16 protein-coding genes are annotated in these 21,572 nt (G+C 63.9%); 2 read left to right on the forward strand and 14 right to left on the reverse strand.

The genetic code is table 11. The annotated features are described in order from the left end of the window. The 5 genes from ACFUTX_RS16275 to ACFUTX_RS16295 all read right to left on the reverse strand — a co-directional run. Positions 1–425: SCO6880 family protein (locus ACFUTX_RS16275; protein ID WP_378867104.1), on the reverse strand; the 425-nt coding region annotated here is incomplete at its 3' end. Beyond that, complete coding sequence (locus tag ACFUTX_RS16280) at positions 422–1,672, reverse strand: hypothetical protein (protein WP_378867107.1); 1,251 nt, start codon at positions 1,670–1,672, stop codon at positions 422–424. The genes ACFUTX_RS16280 and ACFUTX_RS16275, both read right to left, overlap by 4 nt. Positions 1,673–1,889: 217 nt before the next feature. Then, on the reverse strand, positions 1,890–2,189 hold the full coding sequence (locus tag ACFUTX_RS16285; protein ID WP_378867108.1) for a hypothetical protein: 300 nt from the start codon (positions 2,187–2,189) through the stop codon (positions 1,890–1,892). A 24-nt stretch (positions 2,190–2,213) separates the two neighbouring features. Beyond that, complete coding sequence (locus tag ACFUTX_RS16290; RefSeq protein ID WP_378867111.1) at positions 2,214–2,771, reverse strand: M23 family metallopeptidase; 558 nt, start codon at positions 2,769–2,771, stop codon at positions 2,214–2,216. A 61-nt stretch (positions 2,772–2,832) separates the two neighbouring features. Further along, positions 2,833–3,567 carry a hypothetical protein gene (locus ACFUTX_RS16295; RefSeq protein ID WP_378867114.1) on the reverse strand — a complete coding sequence of 245 codons (735 nt, stop codon included), beginning with the start codon at positions 3,565–3,567 and terminating at the stop codon, positions 2,833–2,835. A gap of 376 nt (positions 3,568–3,943) precedes the next feature. On the opposite strand from ACFUTX_RS16295, the gene ACFUTX_RS16300 reads away from it, so the two are divergent. Beyond that, on the forward strand, positions 3,944–4,261 hold the full coding sequence (locus ACFUTX_RS16300; RefSeq protein WP_378867117.1) for a hypothetical protein: 318 nt from the start codon (positions 3,944–3,946) through the stop codon (positions 4,259–4,261). Between the two features lie 1,258 nt (positions 4,262–5,519). Here ACFUTX_RS16300 and dgoD read toward each other — a convergent pair. The 8 genes from dgoD to ACFUTX_RS16340 form a co-directional block, all read right to left on the reverse strand. Continuing rightward, positions 5,520–6,665, reverse strand: a complete 1,146-nt coding sequence (dgoD, locus tag ACFUTX_RS16305) for a galactonate dehydratase (RefSeq protein WP_378867120.1) — start codon at positions 6,663–6,665, stop codon at positions 5,520–5,522. A 112-nt stretch (positions 6,666–6,777) separates the two neighbouring features. After that, positions 6,778–7,680 carry a ribokinase gene (locus tag ACFUTX_RS16310; protein ID WP_378867123.1) on the reverse strand — a complete coding sequence of 301 codons (903 nt, stop codon included), beginning with the start codon at positions 7,678–7,680 and terminating at the stop codon, positions 6,778–6,780. 196 nt (positions 7,681–7,876) lie between these two features. Further along, a complete protein-coding gene (locus tag ACFUTX_RS16315; RefSeq protein ID WP_378867126.1) occupies positions 7,877–10,270 on the reverse strand; it encodes a LamG-like jellyroll fold domain-containing protein in 2,394 nt (797 codons plus the stop codon). A gap of 217 nt (positions 10,271–10,487) precedes the next feature. Next, the gene (locus ACFUTX_RS16320; RefSeq protein WP_378867129.1) at positions 10,488–11,822 is read right to left on the reverse strand and encodes an ADP-ribosylglycohydrolase family protein; all 1,335 of its coding nucleotides are present in this window, start codon (positions 11,820–11,822) and stop codon (positions 10,488–10,490) included. 51 nt (positions 11,823–11,873) lie between these two features. Then, positions 11,874–13,856 (reverse strand): hypothetical protein, encoded by a 1,983-nt coding sequence (locus tag ACFUTX_RS16325; protein WP_378867132.1) that lies wholly within the window; start codon positions 13,854–13,856, stop codon positions 11,874–11,876. Then, positions 13,849–14,724, reverse strand: a complete 876-nt coding sequence (locus tag ACFUTX_RS16330; RefSeq protein ID WP_378867135.1) for a carbohydrate ABC transporter permease — start codon at positions 14,722–14,724, stop codon at positions 13,849–13,851. Before ACFUTX_RS16330 ends, ACFUTX_RS16325 begins: the two co-directional genes overlap by 8 nt. Positions 14,725–14,747: 23 nt before the next feature. Further along, positions 14,748–15,695 carry a carbohydrate ABC transporter permease gene (locus ACFUTX_RS16335; RefSeq protein ID WP_378867137.1) on the reverse strand — a complete coding sequence of 316 codons (948 nt, stop codon included), beginning with the start codon at positions 15,693–15,695 and terminating at the stop codon, positions 14,748–14,750. A gap of 37 nt (positions 15,696–15,732) precedes the next feature. Beyond that, positions 15,733–17,151 carry an ABC transporter substrate-binding protein gene (locus ACFUTX_RS16340; RefSeq protein ID WP_378867140.1) on the reverse strand — a complete coding sequence of 473 codons (1,419 nt, stop codon included), beginning with the start codon at positions 17,149–17,151 and terminating at the stop codon, positions 15,733–15,735. Between the two features lie 165 nt (positions 17,152–17,316). On the opposite strand from ACFUTX_RS16340, the gene ACFUTX_RS16345 reads away from it, so the two are divergent. Continuing rightward, on the forward strand, positions 17,317–20,682 hold the full coding sequence (locus tag ACFUTX_RS16345) for a DUF5107 domain-containing protein (RefSeq protein WP_378867143.1): 3,366 nt from the start codon (positions 17,317–17,319) through the stop codon (positions 20,680–20,682). Here ACFUTX_RS16345 and ACFUTX_RS16350 read toward each other — a convergent pair. Beyond that, positions 20,617–21,390, reverse strand: coding sequence for an AraC family transcriptional regulator (locus ACFUTX_RS16350; protein WP_378867146.1), 774 nt, complete (start codon positions 21,388–21,390; stop codon positions 20,617–20,619). The two genes, ACFUTX_RS16345 and ACFUTX_RS16350, sit on opposite strands and share 66 nt — an antisense overlap. Positions 21,391–21,572: the final 182 nt, after the last annotated feature.

Raw genomic sequence — 21,572 nt, forward strand, 5'->3', positions numbered from 1 at the left:
TCCGCGGTCACCGACACCGTCCGGTCATGCGGGTTGTACAGGCAGGCGACGTCGTTGACATCCCAGAACTGGATCGACGCCCGCACCCCCGGCAGGTTCAATGTCCCGACCAGTTCGCGACGTTCCGGCCGGAAGTGCTGCTCGGTCGCGCCGGTCGCGCGGCGGATCTGCTTCATCACCCACAGTCCGCCCATGCGTGGTGCGGAGATTCCGTGGATGGTTGCGACGGCGGTGCCGCCGAGGGCGAGGTAGATCGGCGCCGCGTAGAGGAGCCCGGGCGGGCCGAACCGGTTCACGGCGATCAGCACGGTGATGGCGGCGGCAGCGAGGAAGGTGAGTTGCCACCCGTCCATGCCCATTACGATGCCCTGACGAGATCGACGCGGGAGCCGGACCGGGCGAGCGAGATCGGGAGTCGTGGTCATGACGAGGTCCTCTCCACTCGAGGCGACGACGGTGGCGGGGTGGAACCCGCGCTCTGCTGTGGCGCGGGGGTCGCCGTACGACCCTGCGTCGGGGCGGTCGAGGTGGTGCCGGCGGTTCTGTTCGCGGGTGAGCCGGCACCTTGAGCAGTGGATGGCTTAGCCCCGCTGGCCGAGCTAGGAGTGGCCGTCGCGGTGCGGCTCGTCCGACCTGTAGCGCTGCTCGCGACACCCGCCGGAGCGCTCCCCAGCCGAGTCGGGATGGCGACCGCCGTGCGGGCCGCGCGACCGCCGAGCTGGCCGGCATGGCTGCCCAGGCGGGATCCAACGCCGTCGGCGGCGACCGCGCCCACGAAGCTGAAGAGACCGAAGATCGCGAACGGTGCAAAAGCGACCAGGGCGAGGCCGAACAGCAGCGGCCACGCCTGCGGATCCCAGATCGTGCTCACTGCCGAGAGCCCGTTGATGATCAGCGTGACGAACCCGATCGTCAGCGGACCGGTCAAGAGCAGCACGACGACTGCGGACACGTAGCGGACCACCCACTGCGGACCGACGCCGCGCACGGGGAAGAGCATCCACGCGACGGGGCCGACGGCGATAAGGGCGGCCAGGACGATGTTGCGGAACGTGAAGACGAGCATGAGCAGCAGCATCCCGACCATTAGTAGCCCGTGGATGAGGAACGCAAAGAAGTAGTTCGCTTGCCCGCCCGCCCACATCACACCCTGCAGAGTCGCGAACAGAGCCGAAGGCCCGTCGCGGTTCATGATGTACCAGGTCATGTCATCCACCGCATTGAGCAGATGACCCGTCAGCCACAGAGTGATTGGCACGGCCGCGACCGCTACGAAAGATCGGCCGATCGCCGCGACGACCTCTCCGCGGTCGCCAGAGACCACGGCGGCGGTCACGGCCCACACCATGGACCCGAACGTGACGATCAGGATCGCCCACGCCCAGAACGACCACTCCCCGGTCGCGGCATCCCACAGCAGCGACGAGGTGTCGAAGCGCATGTTCGCGGCGACCGTGTACATCATCGAGGTTGCGCCCATCGCCATCCCGCGACCGGCGTTCTCAAACGTGACGCAGGCGACGTCTCCGATGCTGCAGCCGTACTCGACCAACGCCGGAGATCCTCCCGCGAGCTTGATGGCGTCGGCGTGGCCCTCGTAGGTTGTGCAGACCGTGGCCTTGTCACCTTGGTAGAGCACCCAGAGGTAACACGTCTGAGCGTCGACTTCCACGGGATTCGTGGGGGTGCAGGTGATCTGGTCGCTTGCTGCCTTGCAATCGACGGGGAAAGCGGGCGCGGACCAGGATTCGCCCGTCACTGCTGTCGCCGCGGCGTCGACCTGCGTTAGTGGCTGGTGCGCGGAATCGGCAAACGCGGGTGCTTGCGCGCCGATCGCCAGGCCTGCGCCGAGCGCGAGCGAAGTGACCAGGATGCGCGCGGCGTGCATGTCAGAAGCCGAAGTCGAAGTTCACGAAGAAGGCGAACAGTCCGCTAGCGGCGCCGAGGACAGCAGCGGCGAGGAAGATCCACATGATGCTCTCCCCCGCCCAGGTGCGCACCCTGTCCGAGGCGAGCCCCCGGAAGGCGAGGGCGGCGCCGGCGATGATCAGCATCACCAGGACCACGAGCATCGCCGCGGCGAGGATCCAGGACGCGATGACTTGGAATCCCTCGAAAAAGGGGGCGGAGTAGTCCGGTTGAATGTCAGGGACGTCGACGTCCAGCGGGATGCGAAGCGGGGTGGCCATGGCAGTTCCTTCCAATGGGTGCTCTCAGATCAAGGGGAGGCCGCGCGCGGCCATGAACGGTCGTGGATCGAGCCGGACGTCGTGGTTCCGGACCTCGAAATGCAGATGGCAGCCGAACGACCGACCGGTGTTCCCCTCAGCACCGAGGGCCGTTCCAGCAGTCACGGGCTCGCCGACTTGAACCCGGATCGAGCCCCATCGCATGTGGCCGTAGATGGTGACCAGGCCGTCGCCGTGGTCGATGCGCACCGTGTTGCCGAAGCCCTGGTACACACCGGCCGTGATCACTTCGCCGGGTCCGGCCGCGTAGATCGTGCTGCCACATTCCTGGGCCATGTCGTACCCGCCGTGATCGACGGAGCAGTAGCCGCACCCGACCACCGGGCCGTATCCGAAGCCGCGCCCCTTCGTATAGGTGCCGGCGAGCGGATATCCCCATTCACCCTTCACCGCAGGACCACCACCGGGCTCCTCGCCGGCGGGTGCTTCTGCGCTCGCCCCGACCACGGCGAACGGGATCGCGATAAGCGGAGTAAGCGTGATCCCGGCCATAAGCAGAAGGCCGATCAGGGTGCCGACCACTACGCGGCGTCCCGTCCTCGTTACGGCGAGGGCAGTGACGGCAGCGGCCGGGGCGGGCATGTCAGGGCTCTACAGGCTCCGTGAAGTAACGCACCACCTTGCAGTCCCCAGCCCGCTGCGCCGAGTCCGGAGTCGGAACCGACCCCGGACCGCACAGTGTCTGCACACTCACCCGGACTGTCTCCTCGAACGAGGACTCGCCCCCAGAACCATCGGCGCGTGTGAACGTCAGCACGACGTCCCCTGTCGCGATCGCCATGTCGCCCGAGGCGTCATCGGGAACGGGACCGGTTACGACGCTCTCAGCGTCAGCGACCACCCGGCCGTCCTCGGCCGCGAGCGAATTCCACTCCTGCTCGGGCAGGACCACTCCTTGCCGCATCTCGAGCTGCGCCGCTTGCATCCGTTCGAGTTGGTCCTCGGCTGAGCTGTAGCGAGTGTCGGGAGTGAACCACGCGTCCAAGTAGGCGAGCCATTCGTCTCGCGTGGTCTTCGTCGTATCGAACGTCGCGGCGGCCTCGAGCGCGGCGGCCGCGTACAGTTCCGCGTCGGTGGTGATCGGTTCGCCGCGCCAGCCGTTCTCTTCGGCTCCCGCGTCCACCACTGCGTCGCTCGGATCGGTGGGCGCGGGAGTCGAGGAGGGGGAAGATGTTGGAGTGTCCGTCGGGATTGGATGCGAAGGTCGCTGGTTCGATACCGCGACGACGATGATGGCGATGATCCCGGCGAGCAGGATCGTGCCGCCTGCGATGGCCCATGCGCGGGCGCGGCGCGCTGCAGGATTCGGTGACGTCATTACCCGCACCTCCCGGCAACCGGACGGCCCCGATCGGTGCGAGTTGCAACACGTGGGGGACACGCCGTGCTGGGCATCCTACGCACGAAAAGGTCGATCCGAAAAGGACTGCTTCCCACGTTTCGGGTGATGCGCATGGCCACATAGCGCGGGTTGCCAGGGGGAGGGCTCGACGCGCTTGGGTGGAACCCTACGCCTGGACGGCAAGCGTTGTCTGTCGGAACTTCGGGGGACACCATGCGCGCCGCAAGCGCTGCGGTGGGTCGGTGTTCCGTCGTTGACATGAGTGTAGAGTACATGCATACACTCGGAATGTGTAGAACTAATTCATACGGTTTGGCTGGACGCCGGCATCCCGTCCGAGAAAGAATGAGGCATGCCGAGAGTCGCCCGCCCCGCGAATGCAGACGCCGCGGAGGATCCCATCAAGGCATTCGGCAGCATGCTCAAGGCCGGCATCATCGGCCACCTTCGCGCGCACCCGAACGGTGGGCGCAAGGAGATCTCCGCTGCCCTTGACCTCCCCGAGCAGACCGTGATCACCGGCATCGACGAGCTCCTCAAGTTCGGACTGCTCATCGCAGACCCGCCACGTGAGCTCGCCGCGCGGGGTCAGCGGGTGCGGTACAGGGTCAACGATGAAGCGGTTACCGAGATGTACCTACGCCTCGGCCTAGCGATCGGCGAGATTTAGTTCCTGGCTCGGTGCCGGTCGGAGCGAATGTCCGGCTGCGGAGAAGACCCTTGAAGGACAAGCCCCCCGTTCTCCCGACTTTTTCGTGCGTCGGAGCTGGCTGCTGGCGATCCGAGAGTAGAAGGCGTTCAGAGCCTTTCGCGCCGTGGCGGGCCAGCGGGCGAGTCGTGCGTCGTCGCGAACGCACCACTCGTGCACGTGTCGGGGGCGGCGTGGCCAGCGTTGGAAGATACGCAGCGATCGCGCGACGACCGCAGATTTCGGGCCAGTGCATCGGCTTGGCCCTGACCTGAATAACACGTCAGTGTTGATGAGGACCGTGACGGACAGACCTCGCCGTCGTGCGCCGGCACGCCGGCTTGTTCGGGTGAGGCGCAGCTCACGGTTGTCACGTCGAGCTCGAAGCTCGACAGATATCCCGGGCTTGGCCCAGTATTCCAAACCCGCCCGATTGTCGACTACGGGGAGTCGATCGTCAACTTCCACCGAACGGATCCCGTCGGGGGTACCACTGCCGCGTCCTCAGGACCGGCGGCATGTAAGTCGAATACGCGACCTAGCATCGGCTCGATCCCGATGCTGCGGTATGTCTCCGGCGCATCCCGCGGAAACCCGCCGAGGTTGCGCCACAGCCCAACGGAAACGGGCTGACTCGGGCAGCGCAGCCGGAACCGCAACCGGTCGGCCCCGTCTTGAACCATAACCGAGTCTCGACCCGGCAACAGGCAAAACATCGCCGATCCGTCGTTGGGGCCGAGCAGCGAGTAGTCGATCCCGAGAGGGCGCGGCCAGCTCGTCTCATACGGTTGATGGTGGCCCGGCCACGCCCGTGCCGGTCCGTCGGCTGCGAGTATTCGCGCCCCGACTGCGAGCTCCAGAAGGGCGTGGGCGGCCCAGATGAATCGTGTGCCGGGGATCGCGCGCAGTTCATACTCAGCGACTACGGCGCGTTTGCTGGCGACCACAGACCTAGTCAACGTCGCGTCACGCGTCTCGACCTGGTGCACCGCTGCACGGGGGCCGCTTGGAAGTGTCTGCCAAGAGCGCGTCCACAAGTCGCCGTGGTCGGGAAGGTCGCCGATAGTCGGGTAGCACTCTTCCAGGCCTCCGACGTCAACGAAGCTATCTCCCGGACGAACCGAATCGCGTCGCGCGTCAGGGCGGCTCCATAGCCACTGCCGTCCACGGGGGTCTCGAAGCTCGACCCATCGCCCCCCGCGCCGGGCGTCGATCGTGACCTCAAACGCCACCATAGGCGTCACCACTCCGCGAGAGAGCCATCATCGCGAGTCCAAGTAGGGGTCTGCCAGTCGTGGCCGATCTCAGCCATCCGCGCTACCTGCTTGTCGTCGATCTCGATGCCAAGCCCGGCTCCGCTCGGGACGGCGACGAACCCGTCAACATGCGTGAACACCGATGAGTCAAGGAGGTAGTCCAGCATGTCGGCGCCATCGTTGTAGTGGATGCTCAAGCTATGCTCCTGAATGAGCAGGTTCGGACTCGCGGCGCCGACATGCAAGCTGGCCGCCAGCGCGATTGGGCCGAGCGGACAATGCGGCGCGAGCGCCACGTTGTAGGTCTCAGCTTGCGCAGCGATCCTCCGCACCTCCGATATCCCTCCGGCGTGGGACACATCCGGTTGCGCGACTGCAATGCCGGCGCGCATGACCATGTCGAAGTCCCACCTCGAATACAGCCTCTCGCCGGTGGCAATCGGAATCGAAGTGGTCGAGGTGATGGCGGCGAGGTGCGCGCTGTACTCGGGCGCGACAGGCTCCTCCACAAACAGTGGATGGTGCGGTTCCAGGAGCTGTAGCAATCGCCGCGCCTGAGGTAACGAGGTGCGGCCATGGAAGTCGATCGCGAGGTCGAAGTCGCTTCCCGTGGCCTCTCGTACCGAACCGACGCGGTGGAGCAGAGCCTCGGTTTCTGCCGCCGTCCCGATAGGTCGCTGCGGCCCCGTGCCGTTCATCTTCACAGCGGTGTATCCGGCCTCTCGCATCTGTACGGCCTGGTCGGCAACCTCCACGGGGTCGTCGCCGCCAATCCATCCGTAAATCCGGATTCGATCTCGCACCGCGCCACCGAGCAACTGATGGATCGGCACACCCAGGCTCTTGCCCAAAATGTCCCATAGCGCCTGATCAATACCGGCCACTGCGCTGGCGAGAATCGGACCGCCTCGATAGAAGCCGCCGCGGGTGAGCAACTGCCAGTGCCGTTCTACCGTTCGAGGGTCAGTGCCCACCAAATGGGAGGCCATCTCGTCAACTGCTCGCGCAACTGTGGCGGCGCGCCCTTCGATTATCGGTTCCCCCCATCCTGAGATCCCCGCGTCCGTATCTATACGGAGGAACATCCAGCGCGGCGGCACTGGGTAGGTGGTCAGTGCGGTGATTTTCACGCTCGCCTAGACCTCGGAGTCTTGCACCATGTTCGCAACGCAGAAGAACAGGCGGGGCGGGCAGATCTGAGACGACTACGCTTCCCCCGCATAACCTTGAGTTTCGCAATGGTCACGCGGGGGCCGCGTTCTCTGGCGCTCGCGCCCCATGCCATGTCACTGCGACAGCCGCGGCGGTGGCGGCGTGGCGCACTGCATCGTCGAGCGAAAATCGGTGCGCGAGTGCGGCAGCCAGATTCCCGACGAATACATCGCCCGCCCCCGTGGTGTCGTTGACGACTTGGGCGGCGACGGCGGAAACGGTTCGCGCACCATCATCGTCCGCGATCACGCTCCCCCTGGCGCCCAACGTCACGACGACGGATCGGGCGGAAGTCTGACGCCGCACTTCGGTCGCAAGTTCGATTGGTGAGGCCGCAGATCGGCCGATGACGTCGGCCGCCTCGTGCTCGTTTACCACCAGCGGATCGGCCTGCTCGAGCGTGCGGCGGCTGAGCCTGCGGACGGGCGCATTGTTGAGCACGAGTCGGGCTCCGCTCATGGTGGCGAATCGGGCAAGTGCGTCGACCGGTGCAGCCCCAACTTCGGTTTGGCCGACGACGAGCTGTGGCCATGGGGCCCCTTCAAACTCGACCGGTGAAACCATCGCATTGGCGCCAGCGCTAACGATGATGGAGTTCTCTCCATCATCGCTGACGGTAATGAGCGCTCTGCCTGTGCAAGCTCCTGTGACCGTCCGGACGAGGTCGGTGTCTACCCCTGCGGTCTGTAGCGCTCGCAGTTGCTCTGTGCCCGAAGGGTCGTCGCCCACGGCCCCCAGCATGCTGACCTTTACTTGGAAGCCGGACCGCGCGGCCGCGGCCGCCTGATTCGCACCTTTCCCGCCCGATGACTGCTCTAAGGAGTCGGCGAGAACTGTCTCGCCGGGAGACGGATGTCGGGCGACTCGGGCGATCTCGTCCTGATTAATTGCGCCGAGGACGAGGATGCTCGGAGTAGCCGGTTTCTCGTTCATTGGGTGTCGCTTTCGGGACAGTTCGGTAGGCAAGTGCTAGGGCTAAGCACCTGCGGTTAAGGCATTGGTAGGTGGTCTTCGCAAGGGCGCTCCATCCGAAACGAAGGGCTTCACGAAGTTGCTATCGGACTAGGGGTGCTCGCGACTGGTGGGGAGGGGACGCGGCTCCGGGTCAACACGCGCCCCCTCCCGGTCTTCAGTTGCCCGCGCTGTACAGGCCGCTGATGTCAGCCGCGGACAGAGCGGTGTTGTAGATGCGAACCTGGTCGATTCCGCCTGCGAAGTACTTCTTCGTAGGCTCGTCGATTCGGCCGATCTGGATATTGCCGGTGCCGGCGGAGACCCCCTGGCCCGACGTGGTGGTTGCTCGCAGTACCCCATCGATGTACGTCTTGTACGCCGTGCCGTCGTAGACGCCTGCCACGTGATGCCAGTTCCCGTCGGTCAGACTCGTGGGGGACGTTCCGTCTGCGACGGTCAGGCCGCCCTGATAGTGGCCGAACCTGGCGGTCGTTCCGTTCAGAAGCGAGAGCCAGAATGGCGTTGTCGAGCCGTCCCAGGCCTTTCCGACGATGACGCTCTCGGAACCGACGCTTGTTGGTTTCACCCATGCAGCCACCGTGATGTTCCCGGTGAAGCCGAGCGACGAGGGTGTGCCGATGTTGACGTAGCTCGTCGTGCCGTTGAAGCTCAGAGCGCTCCCACTCCTGCCCGTCACCCACGACCCAGCGGTGACGGTCCCGGAGTTGCCGCCGTACGTGTCCCCCGCGGTAGTTCCACTGTTCTCGTTGAAGCTCCACAGCGACACCGGGTTGGTAGGCGCTGGGGTACTGGTGGGAGGCGCGAAAGCGAAGGCGGGGTCGGTGTAGTCGATCGTATTGGGACTCTGCACCACGTTAGAGGTGTTCGCCGGGTCGACCGGTCCCATCCAGGTGTTGTGGAAGATGTTGTTGGTGAACGTCGAGTTCTTCGTGTTCTGAATGTCGATGACTGATCGAGTGAGCTCGTTGTTCTTGAACGTGATGTCTGAGTTGCCCTTCATGTTTGGGTTGTCCGTCATGGACGGCCACGCTCGGACGGTGAAGTTCGAGTGCCAGAAGTTGTTGTGGTGGTAGTACCACCCCTTGTTCATGCTTCCGAGCCAGGTATTGGGCTTCAGGAACCCCGACAGATCAACTCCCGTGTAGTAGAACGTGTTGTTGTTGACCTCGTAGGGGACACTGACGTCGTCCTTCGCGTCGAGGACCCGCATGCTTCCCTTGAGAATGGCGGTGTTGGTCATGTGGAAGCTGCTGAACTGCCGTGCGAATGGCGTGGTGATGATGTTCGGCTGCACCCACGACGGAAGTGACTCGGCGAAGGTCAAGGTGACTTTGTCGGTGCTGTTGTTGTAGCTATATGAGGTGACCGTAGCCTTGAACCCAATGTCGTCTTGATCGGTCGTCCAGAATCCGACGCGGCTGCCGACGGGTACGGGGCCGATGCTCTTGGGCCCTGGGAAGTCGATCAGGTTGCCCCAGTTCATCAGGATGCTCGTGTTGGAAATGCGCTGCTCGACGACACCGTTCGCTCCGCCGAAGGCGAGCGTGTCGTCGAGGGTAGCCGTGAGGTAGCTGTTGTTGATCGTCACAGATCCGCCGACGGCGCAGAAGTTCAGGCCGTCGCGACTGCTGACTACCGGGAGAGTGACGCTCTCCGGCTTGATCACGTACTTCTCGTATGTGAGGTTGTCTGTGCCGAACGCGCGGTTGTTGAGGCCGACCGTACTCAGGTCTCGAATGTTCTCAAACGTAATGTTCTTCGAGAGCATCGTGTACTTGTCGTAGCCTCCGCCACCGGTGATTGTGTAGGAGAAGTTGTTTCCGACGGCGATCTTGGAGTGGGCGCTTCCGATCCCGTTGGCCGTGAACGTCTGTAGACGGCCGGATCCGCCGCTGATGTTGGCGATGGTCCCGCCGTCCTGCACATACTCTGTGGAGAACCCCTGCGGGTTTACTGTGTCTGTGTACGTGATCGCTGTCTTGCCGGGGCTCGCCGGGATGAGGCGCGCACTGGTCGAGTAGATGTCCAGCGTCAGTTGGTTTGCGCTCACCGCAGTGATCTGCCCGGTGGCAACCGTCTTCGGGTTGGAGTCCATGATCAGGTTCTTGATCGCGATGCCGTCACTGGTCTCGATCATGATCCGTGCGTCGGCGAGTGGTGTTCCGTTGGTTGCGTTGAGTCGCCGGACGAGCTTGGTGCTGGGATTGCCGCTTCCGTCGACCGACCCTTGCAGAGTGACATTCTGCATGTCCTTGAAGTAAAGATGTGCGGTCATGCTCCAGGCCGTGGACGTCGATGGCGCGGCGACGAGGTCGAAGGTTCCGGCGGCCAGGTTAATGACGCTGATACTGTTGGCCTTGGCGTAGTTGATCGCGTTCTGGATGGCGTTGGCGTCGTCCACGCCATCGTTGGGTACGGCGCCGAACGTGCTGACGTCGATAGAGCCGGCTGCGGCTGCTGGCGCCGTCGCCACCAGTCCCGCGCCGAGGCAAGCAGCTGCGGCGAGGAGTGCAGTCGCGAGCCTGACGGGATGTCTCCTGAGCTTCATTACTCATCCGATCTCTGGGGTGACGCACCGGCCACGAGCGCGCCGATTGGGTGTTGTCATGCCACTTGGTGACCTTGAGGTAGATCCGACCTCAGGTCGCGCCCACGTGGCAAGGCGAGAATCGCCGAGATGCCTGGACAAAACACCGACTGCCTTCGGGTGTTGAAGATTGCAGCCGAGCATGGCCCGTGCCGAACTCGCTCTTCCAGCTTGCTGCTCAGGGTCGGGCTGTGATCCGCGGAAGCTTGGAGATGCGGTCGGCTGTTGCGCTGAGTGATGGCTCCCACCAACCGCTCAGGCGCGTCCGGATGGTGTTCTTGAACGGGGTCAACCAACGATCTTCCAGATGACCTGGGCCGAACTTGACACCAAGAATGGCACCCACCGTCGCGCCGTAGCTGTCGGTGTCGTTCCCCTGGCTGACCTGGATGCAGACCCCGTGTCCAACGTTCTGTGCGAAGCGGAGGGTGTTCACGAGAGTGCCGGTCTCCTGGAAGACGCGGCAGTGGCCGTACTGGCTGTAGCGGCCGTGGATGTCGGAGTATGCCGACTCCCAGTCGTCAGCCGCTGCGACTCTGTCGATGGAATCTCGGACGATCGTGGCGAACCGGGTTCGTTGGGGTACGCAGCCGAGCGCTGTCTCCGTGATCTCTCGCCAGTCGCTGGTCACGAATGCGGTTGCGATGGCGGCGGCCGCGAACATGGACCCGTAGATGCCGTTTCCGGTGTGCGTCATCGATGCGTCGCGCCATGCGAGCTCGCTTGCCAGCGCGGGCCGGCCCGCCGCCGCGTAGCCATACGCATCGGCTCGGATCATGGCGCCGCACAACTCGCTGTTCGGATTGAGGTGAAGTGGCATTGCCTCGAGGTCCATGTCGGGCTCGTCGTCAAGCGCCATGTGCATACCCTGCTGTGTCAGGAACCCCCGCTCAGGCCCCCAGGTGAAGCCGAGCGGGAGATTGTCCAGCCAAAGCCTGCGTAGGTGCGCCTTCGTGAAGGAGATGCCATGTTTCTCGAGGAGCATCGCGCCGAGGAGCGTGTAGTTGATGTCGTCGTCGGGGGCGACGGAATCGATATTCTCGCGAACGCATTCTGGCCAGTCAGGATGCAAGCTCCGAAGCCCGCCGACGGACTTGATCGTTTGGGGGATGTAGTCGTTGAGGGGCCATTCGCCGATGCTCTGCAGAGCTGCTTTCAGCTCTTCCAGGTCCGCCATGATCTCCACTGGCTTGCCGAGGATGCAACCGGCGACCGATCCGAGGAACCCAGCGCGGGCCTTTTCGGATGCTTCCTCGACATCGACCTCGCGATCGGCGTCGTGTTCTACGGAACGCTCCCCAGCGATCTCGGCCCAGTCGCTGGGCTCGTAGTGTTCCCACCCGGCTCGGGTCGGCGTGTTGTCCACGCGGGTCGCGAGGGAAAAAAGCGCCGAGTAGTCATCCGGGGTGGCGTTGAGATCTGCCATGAGTCCGCCGACCTCACGGCCGCGCTCATTGCTGTCCGCGATGAGCTGGGCTATCTGCCGCCGAAGGACATGGAAGGGCGGGAACATGCAGAGTCTCCTATCTGGGGGGATGAGCGCGCGGTCGCCGACCGCACCGATTTACCCGAGTTTGAGGTGAGGTGACAGCCGCCAGGGGACCGCGCTGCTCGCAGCTGCGACTCGGATGGTCCCTTGGTGTGACACCGTGGCGGTGTAGGAAAAGCTCCCATGTCGGGTCGCGAACTCGTGGATCCCGAATTGGGCGCCTGGAACCACCCACGCGGTCGGCACGCCTGCACCGATGAGCACCCCCTCAGGCTCGTCGATGGCCATCATGCTCGCGAGGGCATTGAGCAGCTCGGCGAGGGTCCAGCCGTGGGGGAGATTCTCGTGTGCGGCGAGACCGGGGTTGAGCCAGCCGCGGCGGTCGTCGCCGCCGCCAAAGGGGAGGTAGGCTTGCGCTTCCCCGTGCGTGGCGAGCTGCCATTTGCCGTCGTCGAGCATGCCGCTCAGGGTGGTCCAGGCTTCGTCCACCAGCCCGAGGCGGAAGGCGTTGTGTGCCTGCGCTGCTTCGAAGTAGGTCCAGTCCGGCTCGGCGATCCGCTTGCCGGCTTCGTTCAGACGATGCTGCCGATACCAGCTCGTGAACCTATTCGTCATCGAGGAATGTGGACTGTCGAGTTGAACCGGGTAAGGCGACACCGCTGGGTCGCGTTCGTCGAGGTAGGCCACGCTGTCGAAGGCTCGGTTTAGCGCGGCCTCCAGGGTCCCGGCGCTGGTGGTCCACTGCTCGGCAAGCTCGCCACGTCCCAGCCGTGAGGCAGCGGCGGCGGCAGCTCGGTAACCCGCGATCGCCCAGGCGTTGACGTAGAACAGCGGGTAGTGCCAATCCATGCGGCCAACGATGAGACCGTCACGCGCGGCCTGACAGATCAGGTTGATAGCCGGACTGGTGAGGTATCTCGGCATCCGATTCACTGACGGGGCGAAGACCGGCTCCGTCGCGGACACCATCCGGTCCAGCCACCCGGTACGAACCTCAATGAAGGGGAAGTGTCGCTCAAGCCACTGGTCGTCGCGTGTGGTTCGCGCGTGGGCCTCGATGGCCCACACACCCTGACCGGGCGCGTCCGCCTCGGCGCCGAATCCGCCGGCGAAGACTTGGGGTGCGATGTGCTCGCAGAGGTTGCGTGCCAGGTCGTGTCGTCCGATCGCGTCCAGCGCGGCGACTTGAATGACACCGTCCCGGATCCACAGGCCGGGATAGTCCATGGGGCCGATGCGCGCTACACCTCTCTCGGCGCCGGCGAGAATGTGGTGAGCCGCCGCCTGCCACGTCCAGTTGACACGTTCGTCGGGCGCGAACACTTGAGTGGGCAGCTCGTCGTGCCAGCGTTCGCGACTGGTGGCTAGGCCGGTATCGACACTGTAGGAGGCGAATGGTCGCTGGGTCTCAACGAGGTCCCCGCCGGCCTTGGTCTCATACGCGTGCTCCACCCGCACTCCGCCGTCGAGCAGAGCTTCGCACGACCAGGAGAGAACTCCCACGAACTCGCCTTGCCTGTTCGACTCGATTTGTACTGAGTGGGGCCGAGTCATGGGGGTGATTTGAGCGGCGCCGTCGGTGATGAGGGCTGAGGCTGCATCGTCCCACGCAAGCGAAGTGAGGCTCCCTCCGGCTGGGCCCTCGCTTCGAACAAGAAGGTGCACGAACACAGGCGTTTCGGACCGAACTTGGAACTTCAGAAAGTCGGCGGAAGCGCCGTCGTCATGGAGGGATGCCAGCTCGGTCTTCGTCCGAAACTGGGATGCTGACGTCGGCCATTCCGACACCAAGAGCGGTGCGAAGTTCGCGGAGCTACCGAGCACGGCGGACACTTGGTGGTCGGGGAGGGTGTCCGAGCTCGTGATTTGCGCGCCGTCGTCGACCCAGATCGACACGCCGAAGGTCCACAAGCCGGGGGAGAAGTTTCCGCCAGGCTCCGCAACGGTCTTGTCGACGAGATCGGAATGAGGGTGGCCGAGGAAGATGTGGGCCACGCCCTTGTTCGGCCAGGCAGCCTGCGCGTCGAGCACGCGTCGCGCGCTTTGCTCGCTATCCACGCACTGCTCCCGCAGTAGTGCCGTTCATGAGTTTGTCCTGGAAGCGCAGGAAGACGATGAGGATGGGGATAGTGATCACTAGGGCGCCAGCGAGCAGGATCTCGTAGTGGACGATGAAGCCGCTGATGCCTGTGGACAGGGCGGGCAGCACGACCATCGCCGGTTGGAACGTTGGGTCGCCCACCATCACCTTCGGCCAGAGGTAGTCACTCCACTTGGCGACGAAGGTCAGGACGGCGATGGCTCCGAGGATTGGCGCGGACATGGGCACGGCCACACTCCAGAAGGTGCGCCAGTGTCCGGCGCCGTCGATTCGGGCTGCCTCGAGCACCTCGGTCGGCATACTGCTCATGTACTGGCGTGCCATGAACATGCCTAGGACGCTGGCTGTGCCGGGGAAGATCTGCACCTGGTAGGTGTTGAGCCAGTCGATCTGCGAAAAGAAGAGGTATAGGGCAGGGATGTTCACCTCTGCGGGAATCAGCATCGACGCAAGCAGGACAGCGAAGAGCACGTTGCTGCCACGGAAACGGTACTTGGTGAACGCATAGCCTGCCATCGCGCACAGCAGGACGGTCAGCGCAGTGAATGGCACGGAGACGATGATGCTGTTGAGAATCGATCGCCACATCACTGCACCAGACTCACCGGTGAACAACTCGACGTAGTTCGCAAGGGTGGGTTCGAGGGGCGGCCCGCCCGGATTGGTAGAGATCTCGCGCGGCTCCTTGAGCGAGCCGAACAGCATGACCAAGAACGGATAGACCGCGAGAACCGAGGCGCCGATGAGGAAGAGGTTGAGCGCGAGGCGCGTGCCCGACCACTTCGCACGCTTGCGCGTCACCGCTGGCACTGAACCTGAAGCCATGGCGGGCTTCTCAAGTGTGGAGGTCAATTTTCACGCTCCCGAAGCAGTCGGAACTGGATGAAGGAAAAGACGCCCACTGCCACGAACATCAGCCATCCGACAGCGGCGGCCAGGCCGAACTGTCCGCCGGTGATGTTTCCGATTACCTGGTTCATGATTGGCGCAGCGTAGGCCGGGGCCCCGGCGCTGGCGAGCGCGCGTCCCAGGAGCAGGTTGGGCTCCGTGAAGAGCTGGATGGAGCCGATGGTGTCGATCACGATCGCGAACAGGAAGATCGGCTTCATCAGCGGGATGTAGAGATGCATGATGCGCTGCCTTACGCTCGCCCCGTCAAGTTGGGCGGCCTCCACAAGCTCGGCCGGGATGCTCGTCAGTCCAGCGAGGAAGATGACAAAGTACCAACCGATTCCGCGCCAGACCAGGAGGAGCACGACAGCCCAGCGGCTGGCGACAGGGTCGGTCGCCCAGTTGACCTCCAGTCCGAAGAGCTGGTTGATCAGTCCCTCGTTGCTGAGGATTACACGCCACACGATCGCCGCGGCAACCGGCGCCATGATCTGCGGGACGAACAGAAGGGGCTTGTAGATTCGCAGGCGGTTCAGCTTTGAAGAGACAATCAGCGCGAGGAGGAAAGCTCCGCCGATGAGGGGCACCATCGGGACGAGCCAGTAAAAGACGGTGTTGCCTACGGCTTGCCAGAAGCTCGGCGAGGCGAAAAGCGCTTGGTAGTTCTGGAGTCCGATGAACTTCGCCTGGCCGTAGCCCGAATACCTGAAAAAGCTCAGCGCGACAGATGAGAGCGATGGGACGAAGAAGAACAGAGTGAATGACACCAAGAAGGGTGCGATGAAGAGGTAGGGGACGAGGCGGTCACGCCACCTCGCCGGCCGCCTGGGTCTGCTGACCCGCTTCGAGATGGCGACTCGGGTGGTTCCCGTTCGCCGGGTTCCACCCGAGTCGCCGTTGCTCATTTCCGATGTTCCTTCCGAGGTTCAGCTTCGAGAAGTGTCACGAAGTGTACGGGCAGCCGACCTGCGCCGTGAGCTCGTCCTGTGCGGCCTGCAGGAAGCTTGCCGGATCCTCTTCATCCGAGGCCAGGTATGCGACCATCTGCTCCTGCAGCACCTGAGTCGTCTTCAGCGAGGCGGGGTCATACGGGAAGATCTCGTACGTGTCGGCCGCCGCGATGAACGCGTCCACCAGGCTGGTGCCGAAGTACTCGTTCTCCAGGATCGACGGGTCGTTGAGTGCGTCGGGCACATTCGGCAGGTAGCCAGGGTTGGCCGTCGCGAACGCCAGCGACCCCTCCTTGGTCATCATCGACTTCGCCAGGAATTCCGCAGCCTCTTCAGGGTGCTCCGAGGCCGTCGGGATCACGAAGATCGAGCCACCTGAGCCGCTGCCTGCGCCATCGACGGCGCCACCGATCTCCGGCCACGTGGTTACCGCCCACTTACCAGCGAGATCGGGCGCGTAGCTCTGCAGGAACTGGGGGAACCAGCTGGCGATGGGAACCGAAGCGACCGTGCCGTCGGCAAGAGCGGCCTGCCACTCCGGGCTGAAGTCATCGAACGTCGTGTTGACCACGCCGGACTCGCGGAGCTCCTTCATGGCACGGAACGCGTCGGCGGTCCCCTCGTCGCCGGCGATAACGAACTCGCAGGGCTCCTGCTGGGAGTAGCGAGCGCCGTTGCCGGAGACGATCTGTGCCCATACGTACTCGGGCGGGTTCGGTCCGATGTTCCAGATGGAGCTGTTTGGTGCCACCGCCTTGAGCTTCTCGCCGGCTTCAATGAAGTCGTCCTGGGTCTTGACCTGGGTCACGTCGATCCCGGCCTGCTCGAAGAGATCAGTGCGGTAGAACCACAGCTTCTCCTTCACCTCGTACGGGATCGCGAGGTACTGGTCCTTATACTGCATGAGCGTGTCGGCGGCAGCTGTAACGTTCCCGAGATAGTCCTCGACGTACGGCTTTACGTCCGTGAGTACGCCAGACTCGGCGAACTCGGGCAGTGCCGAGTAGTTCAGCTGGACGATGTCGGGCACGTCTTCCCCCGAGGCGAGCTGGAGACGGAGCTTCTGCATCGCGTCGCCGTCGTTGTCCCCAGCCGAGACAACATTCATCGTGACGCCCTCGGCTTCTTCAGGGAAGGCTTCCGCGTACGACTCCCACTGCTTCTCCGCGATGCCGGTATCTCCCCATACCTGGAAGGTGAGTTCCACCGGTCCCTCGTCCTGCGGTTCATCAGCCGACGAGCAGGCCGTCGCACCTACGGCGACCAGCGCCGCCGTAGCCATGAGCGCGATCGAGCGCGCATTCATGCGGAACTTTGTCCGCGGTGTGTTGCTCATGTCATTCTCTCCCTTGAGTGCAGTCCAGACATCAATGCTGTTCGGGTTGCGTGCAGTCGTGTCGAGAGACCGCACTACGTGAACGTTAGGTGAGCGGTAGGCAACGCGGAATACAGGATTCACCGACAAAAATGGACAAAACAACTGTCGCCGCTGCGCGAGCAGGAATCGGTGTTTCGTCTAGTTCTTCCGTTGATTCTCGCCTTACCCGCGTCGCCTTTGTTTTCTTATCCTGTGCGGATGCCTAACCCTTCTCCGCGCATTGAACTCCCTGACCCGCCTTCGGAACAGGAGTCGTTCAGCGTCAAGTGCTGGCGCGAACCGCTACGCATCGCCACCTATGACGTCGAGGCCGCGCCGGGCTTTCCGGCGTACCTCGATCGGCGTGTCTACCAGGGCTCGTCGGGACGGGTGTATCCGCTGCCCTTCCATGAACGGGTCGCTGACAGTCCGACGATGCGTGAGTGGGATGCCGTTCACCTGCAGAACGAGTTCCTGCATCTCGTTGTGCTGCCCGAGCTTGGAGGGCGTATCCATATTGCCGTAGACCGCGTTGCCGGAGTGGATATGTTCTATCGCAACAACGTCATCAAGCCTGCGCTGGTCGGGCTGACCGGCCCATGGATCTCTGGTGGCATCGAGTTCAACTGGCCCCAGCATCATCGGCCGGGCACCTATCTCCCCACCGACGTCGCGATTGAGAGAGAGTCCGATGGAGCGGTCACGGTTTGGTGCTCGGACCACGACCCGTTCGCCCGCATGAAGGGAATGCACGGGGTTAGTGTGCGTCCCGACAGCGCCGCGCTCGAAGTGCGCGTGCGACTGTTCAATCGGGCTGAAACGCGCCAGAGCTTCCTGTGGTGGGCGAACGTGGCGGTTCCCGTCACGGAGGACACCCAGACCGTTCTTCCACAAGACGTCCGGTATGTGGCCGATCATGCGCGGCGAGCGGTCGTTTCGTATCCCGTCCCCGACGAGCCGTACTACGGAGTCGACTACTCGGCGCGAGAGCCAAACGAACCGCATACAGCTCGGCTCGATTGGGCAGAGAACATTCCCGTCCCCTCCTCCTTCATGGCTCTATCGAGCAAAGAAGAGTTCATCGGAGTTTTCCATCACGATTCGAGGTCTGGGTTCATCCATTGGGCGAGTCGGGATGTCTCACCCGGCAAGAAGCAGTGGACATGGGGGAACGAGGAGTTCGGCCGCGCCTGGGAACGGAATCTCACGGACGAGGACGGGCCGTATATAGAGCTCATGGCGGGCGTTTATACCGACAACCAGCCAGATTTTGCTTTCCTCGAGGCAGGCGAGACCAAGGCCTTCAGTCAGTTCTGGTATCCCGTGCATATCGGCCCTGTCCAGCAGGCATCCCGTTACGTTGCGCTCACGACTGAAGTGCGAGACGAGATGATCACGCTCTCTGTCGAAGCGCCAGAGCCGACACGAGACGCGTCGGCCGTCCTGCTCGATCAGTCCGGCGAGGTGGTGCATAGCTGGAGTGTCGACCTCGCTCCCTCTCAGCCCCTTCAGCTGCGGGGCCCTGTCGACGGCATGAGGCCGCCGGCATCGGTAACCATTGTCGCGTCGGACGGGCGCGAGCTCGCCCGACACGACCTCCTGATTCCTTCACCCGTGGAACCCGAGAGGCCAGCGCCCGCCGTAGCCCCGCCCCCTCCCGGGGACGTGCGGTCGGTGGACGAACTCGTCCATATCGCCATCTACCTTGACCAGTATCGTCACGCGAGTCGCTCATCCACACCATATTGGGAAGAGGCGCTGCGGCGCGATCCGGCGGAGTCTCGTGCGACTGAGGCTCTTGGCGCGGCGGCATACTCGCGTGCGGAGTTCGATAAGGCCGAGGATCTGTTGAGATCTAGCGTGGCTCGCCGCACGGCCTTTGCGCCGACGCCATCTGACGGGGGCGCGCATTACCGTCTAGGACTCACTCTGGCACGTCGGGGCGAGTTGGATGGTGCCGCCGACGCTCTCGGAAGGGCGGCGTGGGATGTCAGATATCGGTCTGCGGCCGGGTTCGCTTTAGGTCAGGTTCATGCTCGAGCGGGGCAAGAGGAGAAGGCGATTGGAGCTCTCGAACGCGTGTTGCAGTTCGATCCGGCGCATCACCGCGCTGCATGCCTTCTTGCTGTTCTCCTGCGCGATAGAGGCGAGCACGATCGAGCATCGGCTTTGATTACGGCCGTCCTGGCCGTCGATCCCCTCGATCAGTGGGCGCTCCATCTCGCCGGTCGGGCAACCACCCGCGATGCCGGCACTATGCTCGACGTCAGCATCGAGTACTCCACGGTCGGACGCTGGGACGATGCGTTGTCCGCGCTCAACCTCGCGCGTGGGCTTGGTTCGGTCCGCACACCGGGCGAGGTCGCGCTTGGCCCCCTCATTGCCTACCACCGAGCATCAGTGCTGTGGGACAAGGGGGACCTCCACGCAGCTGCGACGGCCGCGCACGAGGCTCGCTCCCGTCCTCACACTCACTGCCTTCCTAGCCGTCTCGAGGACGTCCTCGTGCTCCGAACCGCTCAGGAACGATGGACCGACGATCCTCTGCCTCCCGCCCTTCTGGGCCACTGGTACTACCACGCAGGCCTTCCTCGGCAAGCGCAAGAGCACTGGCTGCTCTCCATCGCACGAGGCGCCCGATCAGAGCTGGCTGCCGTTGTCCATCGCAACCTCGGTCTCGCTGCGTTCAACGTTGATGGTGACATGACCGCTGCGGTTGACCACTACCGACGAGCGAGGGATTTCAGCCCGACGGATCCCAAGCTGCTCAGCGAAGCGGACCAGCTCGATGCCCGCCGCGGCGTTCCAGCGGCGACTCGGCTTGCGACGCTGCGTTTCTTCCGGGATCTTGTTGACGCTCGCGACGATCTCAGTGTCGCCTTCGCTGATCTCCTCACCGAGACAGGCGACGCCGCGGGCGCAGTCGAACTGTTGCGGAGCCGTCAATTCCACCCGTGGGAGGGTGGGGAGGGCCGGGTGATCGGCGCATGGCAACGCGCGCTGGGCGTATTGATTCGAGAGGCCCTGGCACGCGGCGAAGTGGATGCCGCGCTGGAATTGTCTGACTATGCTCTGCGTCCGCCGCAGAATCTGGGAGAGACTTATCACCCGCTGGCAAGTCTGGCCGACTTGTGGTTGATCGCCGGGGACGCCGCGGCAGCTAGCGGAGACGAAGACCGGTCTAAGGAGTATTGGGAGGCTGCTGCTCGGGCTACGGGAGATTTCACCGACATGTCGAACCAGCAATTCGGGGAGCAGACCGACTCGTGCGTGATGGCGCTGCTGCGACTGGGCCGGACCGACGAGGCCCACGCGCTTCGCGAAAGGTGGTTTACATGGATCGAAGAGGTACGTACTGCACCTGCAGAAGTGGACTACTTCGCGACCAGCCTGCCGAGCACCATTCTTTTCGTCGCCGACCTGACGTCCGAGCGCGACGCCTTGGTGTCACGAGCCTCCGAACGACTTCTCGTCCTCGATGCCGAGCTTCGTTTGGAGAGACACCGTATCGAACCGACATCAGCCCTTGGGGATGCTTCGGTACCTTTGCGCCGTCATTCCGTGAGCGCTACGGAACTTGCGTGAGAAGTAGAACGGATCCTCATACCCGACGCGGGCGGCAATCTGGGCCACGCTGAGGTCAGTGGTGTCCAAGAGCTCTCTGGCTCGCGCCATTCGAAGGCTAGTCTGGTACTTCAGGACCGGCATGCCGACATGCTCGCGAAAAAGCTCGGCGAACCTCGAGACGCTCAAGCCTGCGGAAGCTGCCAATTCTGCAACCTCAACCTTCCGGTCGAGGTGAGTCTCAAGGTGCTGCCGAGCGTGGTCGATAACCTCGACTCGGCTCGCACCGCCGCCTCGACCAGAAGCGAGAAGCGCGAGAACATGCCAGGCGGCCCCGGCAGTCTCCAGCAGACTCTGCGCGGTGGTGTCGCGGGCAGCTCGCGAGACTATGCTCTCCAACAGGTCGATCGCGGCAAACATGTCTCGAAGAGGTTGCACGGGAGCCTGAGCGCTGAAGCCCCCTGCGGCGAGCAGCGAGTCGACGTCCCTCCCGGCGACGTGCATGAACCACACCGTCCATGGCTCGTCCTGCTCAGCTCCGTAGGAATGCGGGTGCGACGGGGGAACAATGAGGACTTGCCCGGCTGCCACCGTGTGGCGTTGTGCGCCAACCTCGCACCAGCCGCGACCCTTGGCGCAAACGATGACGACAGCTTGATCGATGCCAGCATCCCGAAACACGCCGTGCGCCTTAGCTGTGGGGAAGTATCCACAGTCCGTCACGAGCATGCTGGACGTGGGGGCGACCGCGAGGGCCGCGCGCACTTGTGGTCTCGGGACAACGTACAGTCGCTGCCCGGGAAATCCCTCCCTTATGGTCACCCGCCCATGTTGACGTAGCGGGGACGCTGTTGGCACGTGGGCACGCCGCTTTCAGCCTGCAGATGCGGACTTGAGGCCCCCGCGCCGCG

The sequence above is a fragment of the Microbacterium sp. NPDC057407 genome (assembly GCF_042803895.1).
Lineage (GTDB): Bacteria > Actinomycetota > Actinomycetes > Actinomycetales > Microbacteriaceae > Microbacterium.